This window comes from Verrucosispora sp. ts21, assembly GCF_002879555.1.
Lineage (GTDB): Bacteria > Actinomycetota > Actinomycetes > Mycobacteriales > Micromonosporaceae > Micromonospora > Micromonospora gifhornensis.
In genome coordinates, this window is sequence record NZ_PNOZ01000112.1 from 1 (window position 1) to 16,009 (window position 16,009).

Annotated in this window: 16 protein-coding genes; 9 read left to right on the plus strand and 7 right to left on the minus strand. The window is 71.0% G+C overall.

The window, feature by feature from the left end; translation table 11 throughout:
- On the plus strand, positions 1 to 371 hold a 371-nt coding region (locus tag C1A38_RS28485), incomplete at its 5' end, for a cellulose binding domain-containing protein (protein ID WP_199180358.1).
- 174 nt (positions 372 to 545) lie between these two features.
- Here the strand turns inward: C1A38_RS28485 and C1A38_RS28490 are convergent.
- Entirely contained in the window at positions 546 to 1,964 is a 1,419-nt protein-coding gene (locus C1A38_RS28490; protein ID WP_102660782.1) for an MBL fold metallo-hydrolase, read from the minus strand.
- A 241-nt stretch (positions 1,965 to 2,205) separates the two neighbouring features.
- On the opposite strand from C1A38_RS28490, the gene C1A38_RS28495 reads away from it, so the two are divergent.
- A complete protein-coding gene (locus C1A38_RS28495) occupies positions 2,206 to 2,790 on the plus strand; it encodes a TetR/AcrR family transcriptional regulator (protein ID WP_102660783.1) in 585 nt (194 codons plus the stop codon).
- Here the strand turns inward: C1A38_RS28495 and C1A38_RS28500 are convergent.
- Complete coding sequence (locus C1A38_RS28500) at positions 2,782 to 3,033, minus strand: hypothetical protein (RefSeq protein WP_199180359.1); 252 nt, start codon at positions 3,031 to 3,033, stop codon at positions 2,782 to 2,784. The two genes, C1A38_RS28495 and C1A38_RS28500, sit on opposite strands and share 9 nt — an antisense overlap.
- Positions 3,034 to 3,092: 59 nt before the next feature.
- A complete protein-coding gene (locus C1A38_RS28505; RefSeq protein WP_102660784.1) occupies positions 3,093 to 3,800 on the minus strand; it encodes a DUF4386 domain-containing protein in 708 nt (235 codons plus the stop codon).
- Positions 3,801 to 4,085: 285 nt separating this feature from the next.
- Here C1A38_RS28505 and C1A38_RS28510 point away from each other — a divergent pair, with 285 nt between their 5' ends.
- Positions 4,086 to 5,018, plus strand: coding sequence for a hypothetical protein (locus C1A38_RS28510; RefSeq protein ID WP_102660785.1), 933 nt, complete (start codon positions 4,086 to 4,088; stop codon positions 5,016 to 5,018).
- 52 nt (positions 5,019 to 5,070) lie between these two features.
- Here the strand turns inward: C1A38_RS28510 and C1A38_RS28515 are convergent, their stop codons facing one another.
- Both C1A38_RS28515 and C1A38_RS28520 read right to left on the minus strand, forming a co-directional pair.
- Positions 5,071 to 5,520: an SCP2 sterol-binding domain-containing protein gene (locus C1A38_RS28515; protein ID WP_102660786.1), complete on the minus strand. Its 450-nt coding sequence runs from the start codon at positions 5,518 to 5,520 to the stop codon at positions 5,071 to 5,073.
- Positions 5,521 to 5,649: 129 nt separating this feature from the next.
- Entirely contained in the window at positions 5,650 to 5,907 is a 258-nt protein-coding gene (locus tag C1A38_RS28520) for a hypothetical protein (RefSeq protein ID WP_233197086.1), read from the minus strand.
- A 138-nt stretch (positions 5,908 to 6,045) separates the two neighbouring features.
- Here C1A38_RS28520 and C1A38_RS28525 point away from each other — a divergent pair, with 138 nt between their 5' ends.
- The 5 genes from C1A38_RS28525 to C1A38_RS28545 all read left to right on the plus strand — a co-directional run bounded on the left by C1A38_RS28525 (position 6,046) and on the right by C1A38_RS28545 (position 12,670).
- The gene (locus C1A38_RS28525; protein WP_102660787.1) at positions 6,046 to 7,347 is read left to right on the plus strand and encodes a sensor histidine kinase; all 1,302 of its coding nucleotides are present in this window, start codon (positions 6,046 to 6,048) and stop codon (positions 7,345 to 7,347) included.
- On the plus strand, positions 7,335 to 7,994 hold the full coding sequence (locus tag C1A38_RS28530; RefSeq protein WP_102660788.1) for a response regulator: 660 nt from the start codon (positions 7,335 to 7,337) through the stop codon (positions 7,992 to 7,994). The genes C1A38_RS28525 and C1A38_RS28530 overlap by 13 nt, the downstream gene beginning before the upstream one ends.
- A gap of 111 nt (positions 7,995 to 8,105) precedes the next feature.
- The gene (locus tag C1A38_RS28535; protein ID WP_102660789.1) at positions 8,106 to 8,879 is read left to right on the plus strand and encodes an ABC transporter ATP-binding protein; all 774 of its coding nucleotides are present in this window, start codon (positions 8,106 to 8,108) and stop codon (positions 8,877 to 8,879) included.
- Between the two features lie 3 nt (positions 8,880 to 8,882).
- A complete protein-coding gene (locus tag C1A38_RS28540; protein ID WP_102660790.1) occupies positions 8,883 to 11,408 on the plus strand; it encodes an FtsX-like permease family protein in 2,526 nt (841 codons plus the stop codon).
- A gap of 77 nt (positions 11,409 to 11,485) precedes the next feature.
- On the plus strand, positions 11,486 to 12,670 hold the full coding sequence (locus C1A38_RS28545; RefSeq protein ID WP_233197087.1) for a serine hydrolase domain-containing protein: 1,185 nt from the start codon (positions 11,486 to 11,488) through the stop codon (positions 12,668 to 12,670).
- 107 nt (positions 12,671 to 12,777) lie between these two features.
- On the opposite strand, the gene C1A38_RS28550 is transcribed toward C1A38_RS28545, so the two are convergent.
- Positions 12,778 to 13,653: an alpha/beta fold hydrolase gene (locus C1A38_RS28550; RefSeq protein ID WP_102660792.1), complete on the minus strand. Its 876-nt coding sequence runs from the start codon at positions 13,651 to 13,653 to the stop codon at positions 12,778 to 12,780.
- 257 nt (positions 13,654 to 13,910) lie between these two features.
- On the opposite strand from C1A38_RS28550, the gene C1A38_RS28555 reads away from it, so the two are divergent.
- Entirely contained in the window at positions 13,911 to 14,216 is a 306-nt protein-coding gene (locus C1A38_RS28555) for a hypothetical protein (RefSeq protein WP_102660793.1), read from the plus strand.
- 46 nt (positions 14,217 to 14,262) lie between these two features.
- Here C1A38_RS28555 and C1A38_RS28560 read toward each other — a convergent pair whose 3' ends face one another.
- A complete protein-coding gene (locus C1A38_RS28560; protein WP_102660794.1) occupies positions 14,263 to 15,840 on the minus strand; it encodes a DUF4139 domain-containing protein in 1,578 nt (525 codons plus the stop codon).
- Positions 15,841 to 16,009: the final 169 nt, after the last annotated feature.

Genomic DNA, 16,009 nt, shown 5'->3' on the forward strand with positions numbered 1-16,009 from the left:
CCCCACCGCCCACCACCCCACCGCCCACCAGCCCACCGCCGACCACGCCACCGCCCGCCAGCCCGCCGCCCGGAGGAAGCGGCTGCACGGCGGTCTTCACCGTGCAGGACCAGTGGAACGGCGGCTTCGTCGCCAACGTCAACGTCACCGCGGGAAGCACCTCCCTCAACGGCTGGACAGTCACCCTGAACCTGCCGAGCGGCGTGTCGGTCAGCAACATCTGGAACGGCGTGTCCACCGGCAGCAGCGGCATCATCACCGTGAGGAACGAGCACTACAACGGACAGGTGGGCGCCGGTCAGACCACCAGTTTCGGTTTCCAGGGCACCGGAACCGGTAGCGGAACCGCCGCCGTCTGTAGCGGCAGCTGAGGGCACCGGTAACCAATCACGGCCTCGAACGGGCCGATGCCACGGCACCGGCCCGTTCGAGCGTGTTCCGCGCCACGAGGCCGGACTCAGGTTGGGACGCCGCTGGTTGATTGACCCCGCGGCAGGCAGGCGGGCAGCCGGAACGAGACATTCGATCCCGGCGTGCCGCTTCGGTCATCGACCGCAGGTCGGCGTCGTCGGCGCGACCATGGCGAGGCCCGCCGCCTCGGCCCGGTCGAACTTGTCGTTGATGACGACGACCTCGCGGCCCGCGTTGACCAGCAGCGACGCGGCGGCGGCGGCGCGGTAGCCGGAGCCACAGTGCACCCAGACGGTGCCGGCGGGCACCTCGGCGAGCCGCTCGGGCAGGTCCGGAAGCGGTACGTGCACGGCACCGTCCACGTGGCCGCCGCGCCACTCGTTTGTCATCCGCACGTCGAGAAGCACGTCCGGGGCGGGAAGACCAGCCGGGAGTCGCCCGGCACGTGCGGCGGCGAGGGCCGGGAAGTCGGCCATCGGCAGTTCCCGCAGCTGCCCGGGATCCGCCGCCCACCGCTCGGCCTCGCCGGTGGCCTGTGCCGCCGGCCGGTCGATACCGATGCGTACCAGTTCCCGCTGGGCGTGCGCGATCTGCTCCGGGCTCTCGGCGAGCAGGGTCACCGGCTTGCCCCAGTCGATCAGCCAACCCAGCCAGGTCGACATCGGACCGTCGAGCCCGAGGCTGACCGTGCCGGCCAGGTGGGCGGCGGCGTACGCCTTGCGGTGCCGCAGGTCCACGACCCACTCGCCGGCGGCGATGCGCCTGCCCAACTCGGCGGCGTCCACCCTGATCACCGGAGTGAGGTCCACCGGGGCCGGTCCGGCGAGGTTCGCCACGCCCATATGGGCGTAGTACGCCGGGTAGGCGTCGAGGCCGGCGAGGGTCTGGTCGACGAACTCGTCCGCCGCCAGGCGCAGCACCGGGTTCACCTGCTTCTCCCGGCCGATTGTCGAGTCGGGGGCGTCGGCCTGACTGGCCGAACAGAAGCTGCCGAAGCCGTGCGTCGGCCACACCTGCACCCCGTCGGGCAGCAGCTCGGCCAGCCGCTTCGCCGAGGCGTACTGCTGGTGGGCCAGGTCCTGGGCGTACTGCTTGCCGAGCAGATCGGTGCGTCCGGTCGTACCGAACAGCAGCGATCCGCCGGTGAAGACGCCCACCGGCCGCCAGTCGCCGCCGGTGGCCTCGTCCAGGACGTACGACAGGTGGTGGAAGGTGTGGCCCGCAGTGGCGACCACCCGCAGCCGCAGCTGGTCCGACACCGGCACCACCTCGCCGTCGGAGACCGGAGTTCGCGCGAAGTCGACCTCGTCGGCCGCGGCGACCAGGTACTGCGCCCCGGTCATCCGGGCGAGTTCCAGGCCGCCGGAGACGTAGTCGTTGTGGACGTGCGTCTCCAGCACGTGGGTGATCCGCACCCCTTTCTCGCCGGCCAGGTACAGCACCCGGTCGATGTCGCGCTGCGGGTCGACCACCACCGCCTGTTGCCCGTCCGAGGCCAGGTAGCTGCGGTCGCCGAGTGACGATGTCGCGATGACGTACACGTCCACTGCCATTACCGTTCTCCCTTCCCATGTGCCACGTATGCCAGGGGGAATGTCGTGGGCATGGAGACCTCTCCGCATGAGGTGACTACCCGGCCCTGCCCTCGGCACGCGCCAACGGGCCATGACACCGGCGACAGAAGCTGCCTTTCAGTCCTTTCTACGGACAGCTCCGACAGCGACCACCAGGCCTTCACCGAATCGGCCCTAGACTCAAGGCGTACACCGTTGTTCGAGAAGCAGGGTGAGCGGGATGGCGATCGACGGGACGGCCCGGCGCGCGGACGCGCGCCGCAACGTCGAGTCGATCCTTGAGGCCGCCACCGCCCTGCTCGCCACCGACCCGGCGGTGAGTGTCAACGAGATCGCGAGGGCGGCGGGCGTGGGCCGGGTGACGCTCTACGGTCACTTCCCGTCCCGTGCGGCGTTGGTCGAGGCGGTCAGCCGCCGGGTGATCGCCAGCACCGACCAGGCCCTGACCGCTGTCGATCTCGACGGTGACGCCCGGGACGCGATGGCCCGCCTGCTGGCGGCGACCTGGCAGCTGACGTACCGGTTCGGGGCGATCGTGGTCGCGGCGAGCGATGCGCTGACGCCGGAGGAGATGCGGCGCGTGCACGAGGAGCCGGCTCGCCGGATGCGCGCTCTGGTCGCACGTGGCCGGGACGAGGGCGTGTTCCGCCGGGACATGCCGCTGTCGTGGCAGCTCACCACCGTCCAGGCGGTGTTGCACGGGGCATCCGCCGCGGTGCACCGGGGCGACGTGCCGGCCGAGGACGCCACCCGGCTGGTACGCGACACCGTGCTGGCGGCGCTCGCCGTCACCTCGTCAGGGTGACCACGAGCAGGCCCACCCCGACCAGCACGTCCAGGTGGTCGGCCCGACGAGCACGAATGTGACACCGAAGGCGGACCAGGCCGCGCCGGGACGCCCGAGCGCCACTGCGGCGATGTAGACGAACCCGGACGCCGCCACGACGGAGGCGATCTGGCCGCCATGCTCGACGCCGAGCACCGTACCGACTGCGACCAGCGCGCCGAGGGCTGCGGGCCAACGGCGCAGGAGCTTGTCGACGGTCATGCGGCGCACCTCCGTCTCGAACATTCATGTTCGAGATAAACCGTACGCCGTTGTACGAGTTACGTCGCGGGCTCGGTGTCCCGGACAGGCGTGCCGGTGGCGAGCAGTCCCGCCGTGACAGGGGACGGCCGGAAGCCCCAGACGATCAGGTAGACACCCAGCGAGAACTCCCAGACGGCGATGGGCAGCGCCCCGATCGCCGTCACCGGGGACAGCCGGTCCCAGAGACCGAACAACACACACAGGTCCGAGACGACGAGCAGCGGCGCACCGACGAGGCCGAGCACCGGAAGAACCCGCGGCACGAGGCGTGCCTGGTACAACAGCGTGCCCAGCAACAACGCGTTCGCCGCCGGGATGAGGCTCTGGCTGACCAGGAAGACCGAGTCGTAGGAGGCGACAAGCATCTGGCCGGTGACCGCCGCCTCCGCGCCGACTTCCTGCCGCCGCAGCGCCACGATCGTCAGCAGGCTCGCGACACCGATGAAGATGCAGGCGGCTTCGAGGATCCGGACGCTGACGAAGCCCAGCGCCCGGGTGGGGCCCTGCCGCTTCACCACCGGGTACAGCACCACGGCGGTGCCGATGCAGGCGAGCGCGACGATCACCTCGAGGACAGCGCCGACGAGGACCGAGGTTTCGGACCCGGTGCCGAGGACGAAATCCGGGTCGCGTGCCGGCCCGTAGAGCGCGACGGTCGGAATCGAGACGAAGGTGAGCACATAGAGCCCGCCAGCGGCCAGTGAGGTCCTTCGCAATGCGTCCATCGGCACTCCTCTTCGGCGCGGCCACTCAACAGACGGCGGTCATACCGCAACCCTGCTGTGCGCCGGTGCGACGGCGAATCGGCCACTCGGACGATCCTGCGAGGACGACAGTTCTCCCGAAAACCGGCACAGTGCCGCCGAACGGCGGACGTTGCCGCTGATCAATGCCGAAGTCCGCACGATACGAGACGTCATCCACTGACGAACCTTCGATGCTATCTGCGCGAGCACGGCAGCGACCGGGCCGCACACCCCCGAATTGAGCACGACGGAAGGACGGTCGAGATGGCCCACCTTGACAGCCGCGAGACGCTATCGATAGATGCGACGAAACCCCGGCCACCGGTACGGGCCACCGTGATCGCCATCCTCGGCGGAATCCTGCTGGCTGTCGTGTGGTCGTTCGAACTCGTCGACTCGGTCATCGGCGACACCCTGGCCAACGCGGCGCTCGGCCACGACGCCAAGGAGACACCCATCGCCGGGACAGCCGCCGGGCTGATCTTCGCCTTCGTCTCCGGGCTGGCGGGCACCTTCACCGCCTGCAACATCGCCATGATGGCGTCGGTCGGCCCGCTGACCCAGGCCAGCACGGAACGTACCGGGATCGCCCGGCACACCGTCGCCACGCTGTTGCGCCCGGTCGGCTGGATGACCGTCGGCATGGTGGCCGTCTCCGCGGTGTACGGGGCGGTCGGAGTGATGCTCGGTGACCGGCTGCCGCAGTTGTCGACCGAGATGGTCGGCGAGATGCCGGTCCGGCTCATCCAGTCGTCCGTGGTGTTCGGCCTCATCGGGCTGGCGTTGGCCTATCTCGGCCTGGCCGCCCTCGGCATCCTGCCCGACGTGTTCGCCCGTCGCCCGGTGGCCCGGGTGGTCACCATCGGCGCCCTCATCGGCGGCTTCCTCATCGGCCGGCCGTACCCGCTGTTCAACAAGCTGTTCCACTGGGCCGTGGACACCGGGAACCCGCTCAACGGGGCTATGGCGTTCGTCCTCCAGTCGCTGGGCAACATCCTGATCGTGGCGGTGCTGTTCGCCATCATCGTGCTCGTCACCCGCGGTCGTTTCCTGCAGTGGGCGTCCGATCCGTCGCGCAGCGCCGTGGTGACCGGCGGGCTGATGCTCATGCTTGGTGTCTTCACCGTCGTCTACTGGGATCTGCGAGTCCCCGCGATGTTCGGCGTGGGCTGGTTCCCGATGATGCCGTACCGCTGACCGTCGGTACCCGGTGACGGGCGAGGTCCGGGCGCGGTCGGACCTCGCCCGCTCAGGGCCGGGGGGCGGCGAACAGCTTCGGGAACCGGGCGGTCAACGCGAGGTCGCCGCGGGTCTGCAGCTTGCCCTTCATCACCAACATGACGGCGCGGGCGTTTCCGGTGACCAGGCGGACGAAGTCCGCGGCGGCGAGGTCCAGGGTCAGCTGCGGCGTGCCGTCGGCGCGCGGCGACAGGGTGCAGACCCCGTCGGCGATGACCATCTCGTACTTGTCGACTCCGCCGTCGGGCCGGTCACCGATGCGCCAGTGCACCACCGCCCGGGTACGACCGGCGACCTCCGGACGGAACGCGGCGGGCATTCCGCCGATCAGATGGTCGAGAATCTCGGTACGCCGTGCACCGTGGAGAACCTGGCGTAGTTCCTCGACCGGGGTGCGCTTGACCAGCCGGGCGAACTCGACCGGCTCCATGACGTCGACTCGTACGTCGTGGATGGACATCGGACTCCTCCAGGGCCGGCGGGCTGGTCATCTCATCGTCGCGGCGGCGCGCCGGACACGGCATCTTCCAGGCTGCCAAGCTCCGCTGGCCCTCGAACGCCGGCCCTGGACGCAGGCCCCGGCTCGCGGCTAGGCGCGACGGTGGCGGTAGTGGTGCACGACGAGCGCCACCGCACAGGCCACGGTGATCAGCCCGAATCCGGAACCGATCGCGTACGCGCCGACCACCGACATGGTGATGTTGGCGGCGGCGCTGAGGATCAGCAGCAGCCACAGCACCGGGCGGAGCAGGTTACGGGCGTCGTTGTCAGGCGTGGCGGCGGTACCGGCGGAGGCGTGACGGTGCTGGTCGATCATGGCTGCTCCCTGCGTGTCGTGGTTGACCATGACGACAACGCTAGGCAGCCGGCCGGCGGTCGACGATCCAGTCAGCAACCCGATCCAGGTACAGCAGGCTGTACCTTTTCCGCCGCCGCGGGCCGGCGTCGGGGGCGGTCGCCTATCGTCTCTGCCGGGGAGGTGGGCATGGCGGGCGCAGACGCGGGTGGGGATTCCGGGGGGTCACGCGACGGGACCGAGGCGGATCGCGACCACGCGGTACGGCGGTACCTGCACGAACGCGTACGGATCACCGTCGACGCTCTGGAACACCTCGTCGGCGGTCTCGGTACGGCGATCCTGGCGCTGGTGGCGTTCCTGCTGCTGTTCGTGGTGGCGATCGCGAGCGTGGTCGGCATCGGTCTGGTGGTCGTCCCGTCCGCGTTGAAGGCGGTGCGGTCGGTCGCCGAGCGGGAACGGGCCCGGCTGTCCCGGTGGGGGTTCCAGCTGCCCGCCCCGCCACCGGTCCCGGTCGGCCTGGGCGACGCCCTGCGCGACCCGTGGGTACGGCGCGAGTGCGCCTTCGTGGCGATACACGGCACGGCCGGGTTCGTGCTGGGCGTGCTCGGGCTGTCGCTGCCGCTGTCCGCCGTGCAGTACCTGCTGTTCCCGCTCTACTTCTGGTTGCTGCCGCCCGAGGACGGTGGTCCGGGCATCGTCATGTGGCGCATCGACGGGCTGCCCGACGCACTGGTGGTCGCGATGATCGGCGTCGGTTGGCTCGCCGTGGCCATCGCGCTCGGCCCTCGGATGGCCCGCCTTCAGGCGCTGCCGGGACGACTGTTGCTGGCGCCGCCGCGCGACGTCGACGCCTCGCTGCGGATCGCGGAACTGACCGCCACCCGCGCGGCGGCGTTGGACGCGCACGCGGTCGAGTTGCGCCGCATCGAGCGTTCCCTGCACGACGGGGCGCAGAACCGGCTGGTCGCGGTCACCGTGTTGCTCGGTGCCGCCCGGCGGGCCCTGGCGCGTGATCCGGCGCAGGCCGCGCAGGTGCTGGAGCGGGCGCAGGACGCGGCCGAGTCGGCGCTCGCGGAGCTGCGGGCGGTGGTGCGGGGCATCCTGCCGCCGGTGCTCGACGACCGTGGGCTCGCCGGAGCGCTGCACGGTCTGGCCGCCGGCTGTGGTGTGCCGTGCACGGTGGAGGTCGACGTGCCGGGCCGCTGCGCCGCGTCGGTGGAGGCGACGGCGTACTTCGTGGTGGCGGAGGCGCTGACAAACGTCGCCCGGCACAGCGGTGCCGGCAGCGCGGCGGTCACCGTCCGGCGCGACGCCGACCGGCTGTACCTGTCGGTCACCGACGACGGCCACGGCGGTGCCGACGAGCGACGTGGCTCGGGCATCGGCGGCATCCGGCGGCGGGTCGAGGCCCATGACGGCCGGTTCACCCTGACCAGCCCACCCGGTGGGCCGACGACGATATTCGTGGAGTTGACGTGCGGATCGTGATCGCCGAGGACGACGCCCTGCTGCGTGAGGGGCTGGCGCTGCTGCTGCGGGCCGAATCGCTCGACGTGGTCGCCACCACCGACTCGCCGACCACGTTCCTGTCCGCAGTGGACACCTTCCGGCCGGACGTGGCGATCGTCGACGTCCGGATGCCGCCCACGCACACCGACGAGGGCATCGTGGCCGCAGTCGAGGCCCGCCGCCGCCATCCCGGCCTCGCGGTGCTTGTCCTCTCGGCGTACGTCGAGCAGGCGTTCGCCACCGACCTGCTGGCCGAGGGGGCGGTACGGCTCGGCTACCTGCTCAAGGAACGGGTCGGCCGGGTCGAGGAGTTCCTCAGCGCGCTGCACCGCGTCGCGCAGGGCGGCACCGCGATCGATCCCGAGGTGGTCAGCCAGCTGTTCGCCCGCAGCCGCCCGGACAGCACGCTGGGTCTGCTGAGCGCACGTGAACGCGACGTGCTCGCGTTGATGGCCGAGGGGCTCGGCAACACCGCGATCGCGGAGCGGTTGTTCGTCACCGAAGGGGCCGTGCACAAGCACATCCGCAACATCTTCGCCAAGCTCGGCCTCGCCCCGGACGACCGTGCCGACCGCCGGGTGGCCGCGGTGCTGCGCTATCTCAAGGACACCCAGGGCCGCAATTAGTACAGCCTGCTGTACCTCGATCGGCCCGTACGCTAGATCGTCCGTAAACCGGTATCGCCATAGCTTTTCCGTGCACTCGATTTTGCCGAGATCACGGAGAGGCAGACATTCATGCCCGCCATCGTTGGAGGATCCGCCGAGACAGCGGTCCGCGTCGGACAACTCACCCACGTCTACGGCACCGGCCCGCAGGCGGTCACCGCGCTCGCCGGCATCGACGTGGAGTTTCACTGCGGCACCTTCACCGCGGTGATGGGGCCGTCGGGTTCCGGCAAGAGCACCCTGCTGCAGACCGCGGCCGGCCTGGACCGGCCCACCTCCGGTCAGGTGTGGATCGGTGACCAGGAGTTGTCGCGGCTGTCGGAGACGAAGCTGACCAAGCTGCGGCGCAGCCGGATCGGCTTCGTCTTCCAGGCCTTCAACCTGATCGGGGCGTTGACCGTCGAGGAGAACATCCACCTGCCGTTGCGACTGTCCGGCGCGCGTCCCGACCCCGACTGGCTCGGGCAGGTGATCGACCGGGTCGGGCTCACCGATCGGCTGCACCACCGGCCGGCCGAGCTGTCCGGCGGGCAGCAGCAGCGGGTGGCGATCGCCCGAGCCTTGGCGATGCGCCCCGAGGTGATCTTCTGTGACGAGCCGACCGGTGCGCTGGACACGCAGACCGCCGCCGAGGTGCTGGCCCTGCTGCGATCGGTGGTCGACCAGACCCGACAGACGGTGATCATGGTGACCCACGACCCGGTGGCCGCCTCGTACGCCGACCGGGTGATGGTCCTCGCGGACGGCCGGATCGTGCAGGACATGCCGCAGCCGGGTGCGGAGCGGATCGCCGAGCACCTGGCGCTGCTCGGGCGTCGTCAGCTCGTCGCGCAGGGGAGCTGAACCATGCTGGGACTGGCTCTGCGGATGCTGCGGCACCGGATCGGAAGCGCGATCGCCACCCTCGTCGCCCTCGCCTGCGGCGTCATGATCCTGATGTCGGTGGGTCTGCTTGTCGAGTCCGGGCTGCGCTACAAGCCCGCCCCCCAGCGGTACGCCGCCGCCGACATCGTCGTCGCGAACCACGCCATCACGATCACCGGCAAAGAGTTCGACGGTACGACCACCACGACGACGGTGCCGCTGCCCGAAGGCGGGACCGTTCCGGCCGACCTGGCCGCACAGCTCCGGCAGGTACCCGGAATCACGATCGTCGCCGTCGACCGATCGATCCGGGCGGTGGTACCGATCGCGGCGACGCCGCACACCCTCGCCCACGGTTGGAGCAGCGCCGCGCTCACGCCGTACCGGATCGTCGACGGCCGCCAGCCGAACGCCGACGGCGAGGTCGCCGTCGACCGGCGGCTCGCCGAGGCCACCGAGGACGAGGTACGCCCCGGCTACCGGATTCCGGTCCTGGTCGGCGGCGCATACCGCACGTACACGGTCAGTGGTGTGGTGGAACGTGCCGTCGACGGTGACTGGCCGGCGGCCCTCTTCTTCACCGACCACCACGCCGCCGCGCTGAACCCGCGCCCGGGGCGGGCCGACGCGATCGGGATCGTGCTGGCGTCCGACGCGGACACCTCCGCCGTGCTGGCCGAGGTCCGCCGACTGTCCGCCGAGGCCGGGGCGAAGGTGTACACCGGCGCCGACCGCGCGACGTCTGCGCAGTCCGAGGCCCTCGCGGCGCGTGACCTGCTGATCCAGGTCGGCGCGGCGTTCGGCGGTTATGTGGTGGCGCTCGTCGTGTTCGTCGTCGCCGGCACCGTCGGGCTGGCGGTCCGCCACCGCCGCCGCGACCTCGCCCTGTTGCGGGCCGTCGCGGCGACGCCCGGCCAGGTCCGGTGGCTGCTCCTCGCCGAGGTCGTGCAGGTGAGCCTCGTCGCGGTCGTGGTGGGCATCCCAGCCGGGCTGTTCGTGACCGGCTGGGTGCACCGGCAGTTGATCGCGCGGGGGTTCGTCCCGGACGGTTTCCCGCTCAGCGGAGGCGTGCTCTCCGCCGTGGCGGTGACCGCCGTGACGCTGCTGGTGGCGGTGACGGCGGCACTGATCGCCGCCGCTCGCACGGTCCGCATCCGGCCGACCGAGGCGCTCGGCGAGGTGGCCGTGGAGCCGCCACGCAGCAGCCGGACCCGGCTGGTGATCGGGCTGGTCACGCTCGGCGCCGGCGTTTCGCTCACCATGGTCACCACGGCGGCGCGGGGCCCGGCCGCACTCGGCGCGGCGCTCGGCATGCTGTACGTCTTCGTGCTCGCCGCCGCCCTGCTCGCCCCGTGGATCAACAGGTACGCCGCGCGGGCACTCGGCCCGGTGCTGCGGGCCGTCTGGGGCGACAGCGGATACCTGGCCGCGGCGAACCTGCGGGCCAACGCGCAGGGCATGGTGACGGTGTTGACCGCGCTGGTGCTGTCGGTGGGCTTCGGCGGCTCGGTCTGGTTCCTCCAGGACAACCTGCAACGGCAGACGGTCGAGCAGACCCGCGACGGGTTGCTGGCCCAGCACGCGTTGCTGTCGCCGGCCGGGCTGCCGGAGAGCGCCGTCGCGGACGCCCGCGCGGTGCCCGGGGTGGTCGCCGCGACCGGGATCCGACGTACCTCGGTGATCACCCGGGTGATGGGTGAGCCGCAGGACGTCGGCGCGCAGGCCGTCGACCCCGACAGCGCCGACCGGACCCTCGATCTCAAGGTCACCGAGGGAAGGCTCGCCGACCTGCGTGGCGCCACCGTGGCGTTGTCGACCCTGCAGGCGTCCTCGCAGGGGGTGAAGCTCGGCGACCAGGTGGCGATGTGGCTGGGCGACGGCACGCCCGTGACGCTGCGGGTCGTCGCCCTCTACGAACGAGGGCTCGGCTTCGGTGACGTGACCCTCAACCGGGAGACGGTCGACGGCCACACCGCGACAAACCTCGACGACCAGGTCCTGATCCGCACCGAGGACGGTGGCGCCGCCCTCACCGACCTGGTCGACCGGCACCCGGGCAGTGCCCTGATCGACACGGCGGCGATGAACGGCGAGCTGGCGAAGGATCTGGCGCTCAGCGCCTGGTTGAACAAGCTGCTCATCGGCGTCATGGTCGGCTACGCGGCGTTGGCGGCGGCCAACACGATGGTCATGGCGGCGCTGGCCAGGGGCCGCGAACTGGCCCTGCTCCGCCTGGTCGGGGTGACCCGGCGTCAGGTCAAGCGGATGGTGCACGCCGAACAGGTCGGTCTGCTCGGCACGTCTCTGCTGGTCGGCGGCGCGATCGCCGCGATCACGTTGGTGTCGGTGGTCCGGACGCTTACCGGCCAGCCGGTGCCGTACGTCCCGACCGCCGGCTGGATATCGATCATCGGCGGCACCGCGCTGCTCGCGCTGGCCACCACCGTGCTGCCCATCGGCGCGCTCCTGCGCACCCCACCGGTCGACGGCATCGGGGTGAAGGAGTGAACGCGGGTCGGGACGGTTCGTCATTTTCACGGATCGCTGCAGGTCGTATGCGATCCGCCGAGTCAAGGGGAGGTTCTGTGCACACCATCGGGAAATTCACGGGGATCCGCACCGGTCGGCGGGTGACGGCGGTGCTGACTGCCGTCGCGGTGGTCGGGTTCGCCGCCGTCGGCGTACGGCTCGCTGATCCGGCGGCCGCCAAGCCGCCGAAGGACACCGTCCAGACCAGCCTGAACGAGTTGGTGCGGGCCGGGGTCGCGCCGGGGGCGCTCGCGTCGGTACGGGACCGCAACGGTCGCGTCACCAACTACACCGCCGGCGTCGCCGACCTGCGGACCCGGGCGAAGGTCCCCACCGACGGGTACATCCGCATGGCGAGCAACACCAAGATGTTCACCGCTGTCGCCGTCCTGCAACTCGTCGACGACGGCGAGGTCAGCCTCGACGAGCCGATCGAGACGTACCTGCCGGGTCTGGTGCGCGGCAAGGGCTTCGACGGGCGGAACATCACCGTGCGGCACGTGCTGGAGCAGACCAGCGGCCTGCCGGACTACGATCTGCCGCACGTCTTCCAGTGGCGCGACAGGTACTTCGAAGCACGCGACCTGCTCGACTCGGCCTTCGTGAAGGAGCCGACGAGCCCGGTGCCGGGCACCACGATGCACTACAGCAACACCAACTTCATCCTGGCCGGCCTGCTCGTGCAGAAGGTGACCGGACGACCGATCAGCGAGGTGATCACCAACCGGATCATCGACCGGGTCGGATTGCGGAAGACCTACTGGCCGGGCGTCGGCGACCAGGGCATCCGCAAGCCGCACGCGAACGGTTACCTCCCCCACCCGGAGACCGGGAAGTGGACCGAGATCACCCGGCTCGATCCCTCGATCGGCGGGGCCGCCGGACAGATGATCTCCACGCCGAGTGACCTCAACCGGTTCCTGGTGGCGTTGCAGAACGGCAAGCTGATCAAGCCGGCGACGCTGGCGCAGATGCGGACCAGCAACCCGTTCTATCCGGGCGGCGAGGCCCTGCCCGACCTGGTGTGGCACTACGGGCTGGGCACCGTCGGGTTCGACCTGAGCTGCGGCGGTCGGGCGTGGGGGCACGGCGGTGACATCGACGGGTACTCCAGCCGGGCTGCGATCACCGCGGACGGTCGCGCGGTGACCCTCGTGGTGACCGCCGACTCCAGCCCGGTGGCCGACGGTGTCTTCCGGGTGCTCGACGCCTTCGACGCCGCGTTGTGCGCCGGCCGGTAGCCGTACGCCGATCAGCCGCCCCTGCGGGTTCCGCGGGGGCGGCTGATCCCGTCACGGGTGCAGGACCGCCTTGATCACGTCCTGCCGCTAAGGGCCCGACGGGCGGCTCAGCTGTTGTCGAGCACAAACGTGCGCATCAGGTCGGCGCACTCGATCGCATGGGTCTCCAGCAGCAGGTGTCCGCCGTCGTAGAGGTGCGCGTCCATGCGGTCGAGGGCCCGGTGGTAGGCGAGGACCTCCTCGACGTCGAAGTACGGGTCGTGCCGGCCCCACAGCACGAGCGCCGGCGGCTGGTGAGCGCGGTGGTATTCGGCGATCTCGGCGAAGCGGGCGACGTGGTTGGCGTAGTCGGTGAAGAGCGCGAACTGCGCGTCGATGGTGCCGGGTCGGCTCATCCGCGCCCAGTCGAGGTGCCACGACTCGGGTGCGTGCAGGATTCGCAGATGTTCGGGCAGGCCGGCGAGGTACTGGTCGCGGGTGCCCGCGAAGTTCAACCAGTCCGGCAGTGCGGCGCGCCGGTCGTCGGTCGGGTCGGCCCAGTACGCCCGGGCGCTGTCCCACTGCTCCCCCAGGCCGTCGGAGTGTGCGTTGCCGTTCTGCACGATGAGGCCGCGGATGCGGGCGGGGTCGCGGGTGGCCAGGTGGTAGCCGACCGGTGCGCCGAAGTCGTGCAGGTAGACGAAGAAGCGCTCGACGCCCAACTGGTCGAGCAGGTGCTCGATCGTCCGCGACAGGTTGTCGAAGGTGTAGTCGTAGTCGCCGACGGTCGGCGACGACGACATGCCGAAGCCGGGCAGGTCCGGCGCGATCACCTGTGCGACGTCGGCGAGTACGGGCATGACCTCACGAAAGGTGTGCGATGAGCTGGGAAATCCGTGCAGCAGCAGGACCGTCGGCTGGCCGGGACGCCCGGCCTCGCGGTAGAACACCTCCAGGCCGTCGACGTCGGCCTGGAGGTGCCGGACCTTCTGGCTGCCCCGCATGATGTCCGCTCCCCCATTTCGGGCGAGGTCGACCGCCACCTCCTGCGCATGGCGACCACCGGCACGTCGCCCGCGCGGCGGCACGCCACCTCGCTGACCAGCCCATCGTGCCGGACCCGAACCGACACCGCCGGTCGTCTCGACAGGATCAGGCCCGCCGGATCGTCCGGTGCCGGTGCTGTCGGGGAGCAAGACCGAAGATGCGCATCCGACGGCGGTGGGCGATCGTTTGCCTTTCAGCCGCTGAAGGGACGACGATGCGCCAGACCACTGTCATCCGTTACACCACCCGGCCAGAGGTCACCGACGAGAACGCCAAGCTGGTCGAGGACGTCTTCGCCGAGTTGGCGCAGGCCCGGCCGGCCGGGCTGCACTACGCGACGTTCCGCCTGGGTGACGGCACCGAGTTCATGCACGTGCTGGTGGCCGAGGAAGGCTCGACGGCGCTGACCGACACGGCCGCCTTCCAGCGCTTCCAGGAGGGCATCCGTTCGCGCTGCGCCGCCCCACCCCAGTTCGAGCAGGCCACGGTGGTCGGCTCGTACGGCTTCGGTGACATCTGAGCCGTCCCGGCCATCCGCCGAGGCTCGTGGGCAGTCGCGCTGACGGCTACTCGCGCCAGCCGTTCAGCTCGACGCCCTTGGCCAGCTCGACCCGGAAACCGAGCGCGATCTCGCCGCTGTCGCCGGGTGCGAGCGACAGCCGCCAGGTCAGCTCGCCCATCTCGGTACGCTCGACCGGCGGCGGCACGACTGTCGTCTCCCGTACCACCACCCCCTCGTCGCGTGAGACCGGGAGCTGGTCGCGCACCTCGACGGTCGCCGGTCGGGGCGTGTGGTTGGCGACGGTGATCAGGTATTCCACCTCCCGTCGCCGGGTCGAACCGAGGGTGGCCCTGGTCTCGGTGCGCCGGTGCAGCTTGCGCTCCACGCGCAGCCGGTCGTCCACGCCGAGCGCCACCTCGGTCTCCTCACCCGGTGCCCACGTCGGCAGCCTGGTGGATGCGACGAAGTCGGCGTCGTGGAACACCGCGGCCGGTCCGGGCAGCAACGTGTGCTCGGAGGTGTTGCGGACGGTGGCGCGCAGATGGGCGTCAGCGACCCGCACCGGCACGGTGACGTGGTCCAGCCGGGTCGGCAGCTCCAGCACGGCGATGGTGGCCCGGTGCGCGCTGCCGTCGGCCGGCACCGCCACGGGCCGGGCCGGCCGGTAGGTGGCGGCGCTGATCCCCTGCTCCACCTCGGCGACGCTCTCCTGGAGCTTCGCACGCGCCGCGGCACGGACCGGAACGCCGCCGGCCGGTGCCGGCCCGGACGGCGGCGGCATCATCATCGGCATGCCCGCCGCCATCGCGACCGGCGACACCTGTCGCACCCGGTCGAGATACCACGGCGACAGCTCGGGTACGCCTGTCGTCGCCGCCGGTCGGGCGGTGGAGAGCTGGAGTTCACACTCCGGCCAGTCCTCCCCCGTGCTCTGGCTGACCGCCCCGAACCAGGTCACGGTCATGGTGTCGTCGACCAGCCGCAGATCGTAGGAGGGCTGCCACCGGGCCCCGTCCACGAGGTAGGTCAGCTCCAGTTCGACGTCGGTGTCGTCGACCTCCGCCGCCAGGATCACCTCGACGGCCAACCGATCCGGCTCCCGTTTGCCCTGCGCCGCATCGAGATCGCGCCCGACCGCGGCCAACTCCTCCGCCAACTCGGTGCGCCGACGGGCCAGCCCGCGGCGGCGGGTCCGGGAGTCGGCGAGCTGCGCGGCCACCGCGTCGGTGAAGGTGGCCACGTCGCTGGGCGCCGCGTCACCGGCGGCCAGGGCGCGGGCGTACGTGCCACCGGCCCGCTCGGCCAACCGGGCGAGGAACTGCCCGCGCTGCTCCTCGATCCCGTCCGCGTCGTCCACTTCGGCGAGTTCGTCGGCCATCTCGCGGCGACGCTGCTCCAACCCGACCACCTGCGTGTCGGTGCTGCGGGCCTGCCGCCAGGTGGTCACGTCCACGCCGAGCACAGTGGCCGGACCTCGGCCGCCGACCCGGACCGAGTCCCGACGCAGCCCGAGCGGCAGCGGCGCGATGCGTACCCGGTGTCGGCCGGCGGTCAACCGGGTGACGCCGCGGCGGGTGACCCGCGCCCGGTCCGGATAGACGGTGACGCCGACGACCGGTGCATCGATCTCCGCAGTGTCCACGACGGCGAGAGTAGTCCAGGCGCACTCGGCTCGCGGGGCACCCCGACGGCGTGAACGGCCGAGTGCGCCGCGCCTGTGCTGCTGTCGCACCCGACCGATTCGAACACCGTCTAGCCTCGATGATTCGTGCCTGACGCCGGCTCCTTCGGCCCGGCGGAGCTGATCGTTG

Excerpts from the sequence above, each read along its gene's own strand:
- C1A38_RS28505 (WP_102660784.1), bottom strand. The coding sequence starts at position 3,800 with ATGGACGCATTGCGAAGGACCTCACTGGCCGCTGGCGGGCTCTATGTG.
- C1A38_RS28495 (WP_102660783.1), top strand. The coding sequence starts at position 2,206 with ATGGCGATCGACGGGACGGCCCGGCGCGCGGACGCGCGCCGCAACGTC.
- C1A38_RS28555 (WP_102660793.1), top strand. The coding sequence starts at position 13,911 with ATGCGCCAGACCACTGTCATCCGTTACACCACCCGGCCAGAGGTCACC.
- C1A38_RS28550 (WP_102660792.1), bottom strand. The coding sequence starts at position 13,653 with ATGCGGGGCAGCCAGAAGGTCCGGCACCTCCAGGCCGACGTCGACGGC.
- C1A38_RS28515 (WP_102660786.1), bottom strand. The coding sequence starts at position 5,520 with ATGTCCATCCACGACGTACGAGTCGACGTCATGGAGCCGGTCGAGTTC.
- C1A38_RS28525 (WP_102660787.1), top strand. The coding sequence starts at position 6,046 with ATGGCGGGCGCAGACGCGGGTGGGGATTCCGGGGGGTCACGCGACGGG.
- C1A38_RS28520 (WP_233197086.1), bottom strand. The coding sequence starts at position 5,907 with ATGGTCAACCACGACACGCAGGGAGCAGCCATGATCGACCAGCACCGT.
- C1A38_RS28500 (WP_199180359.1), bottom strand. The coding sequence starts at position 3,033 with ATGACCGTCGACAAGCTCCTGCGCCGTTGGCCCGCAGCCCTCGGCGCG.
- C1A38_RS28535 (WP_102660789.1), top strand. The coding sequence starts at position 8,106 with ATGCCCGCCATCGTTGGAGGATCCGCCGAGACAGCGGTCCGCGTCGGA.
- C1A38_RS28510 (WP_102660785.1), top strand. The coding sequence starts at position 4,086 with ATGGCCCACCTTGACAGCCGCGAGACGCTATCGATAGATGCGACGAAA.
- C1A38_RS28540 (WP_102660790.1), top strand. The coding sequence starts at position 8,883 with ATGCTGGGACTGGCTCTGCGGATGCTGCGGCACCGGATCGGAAGCGCG.
- C1A38_RS28490 (WP_102660782.1), bottom strand. The coding sequence starts at position 1,964 with ATGGCAGTGGACGTGTACGTCATCGCGACATCGTCACTCGGCGACCGC.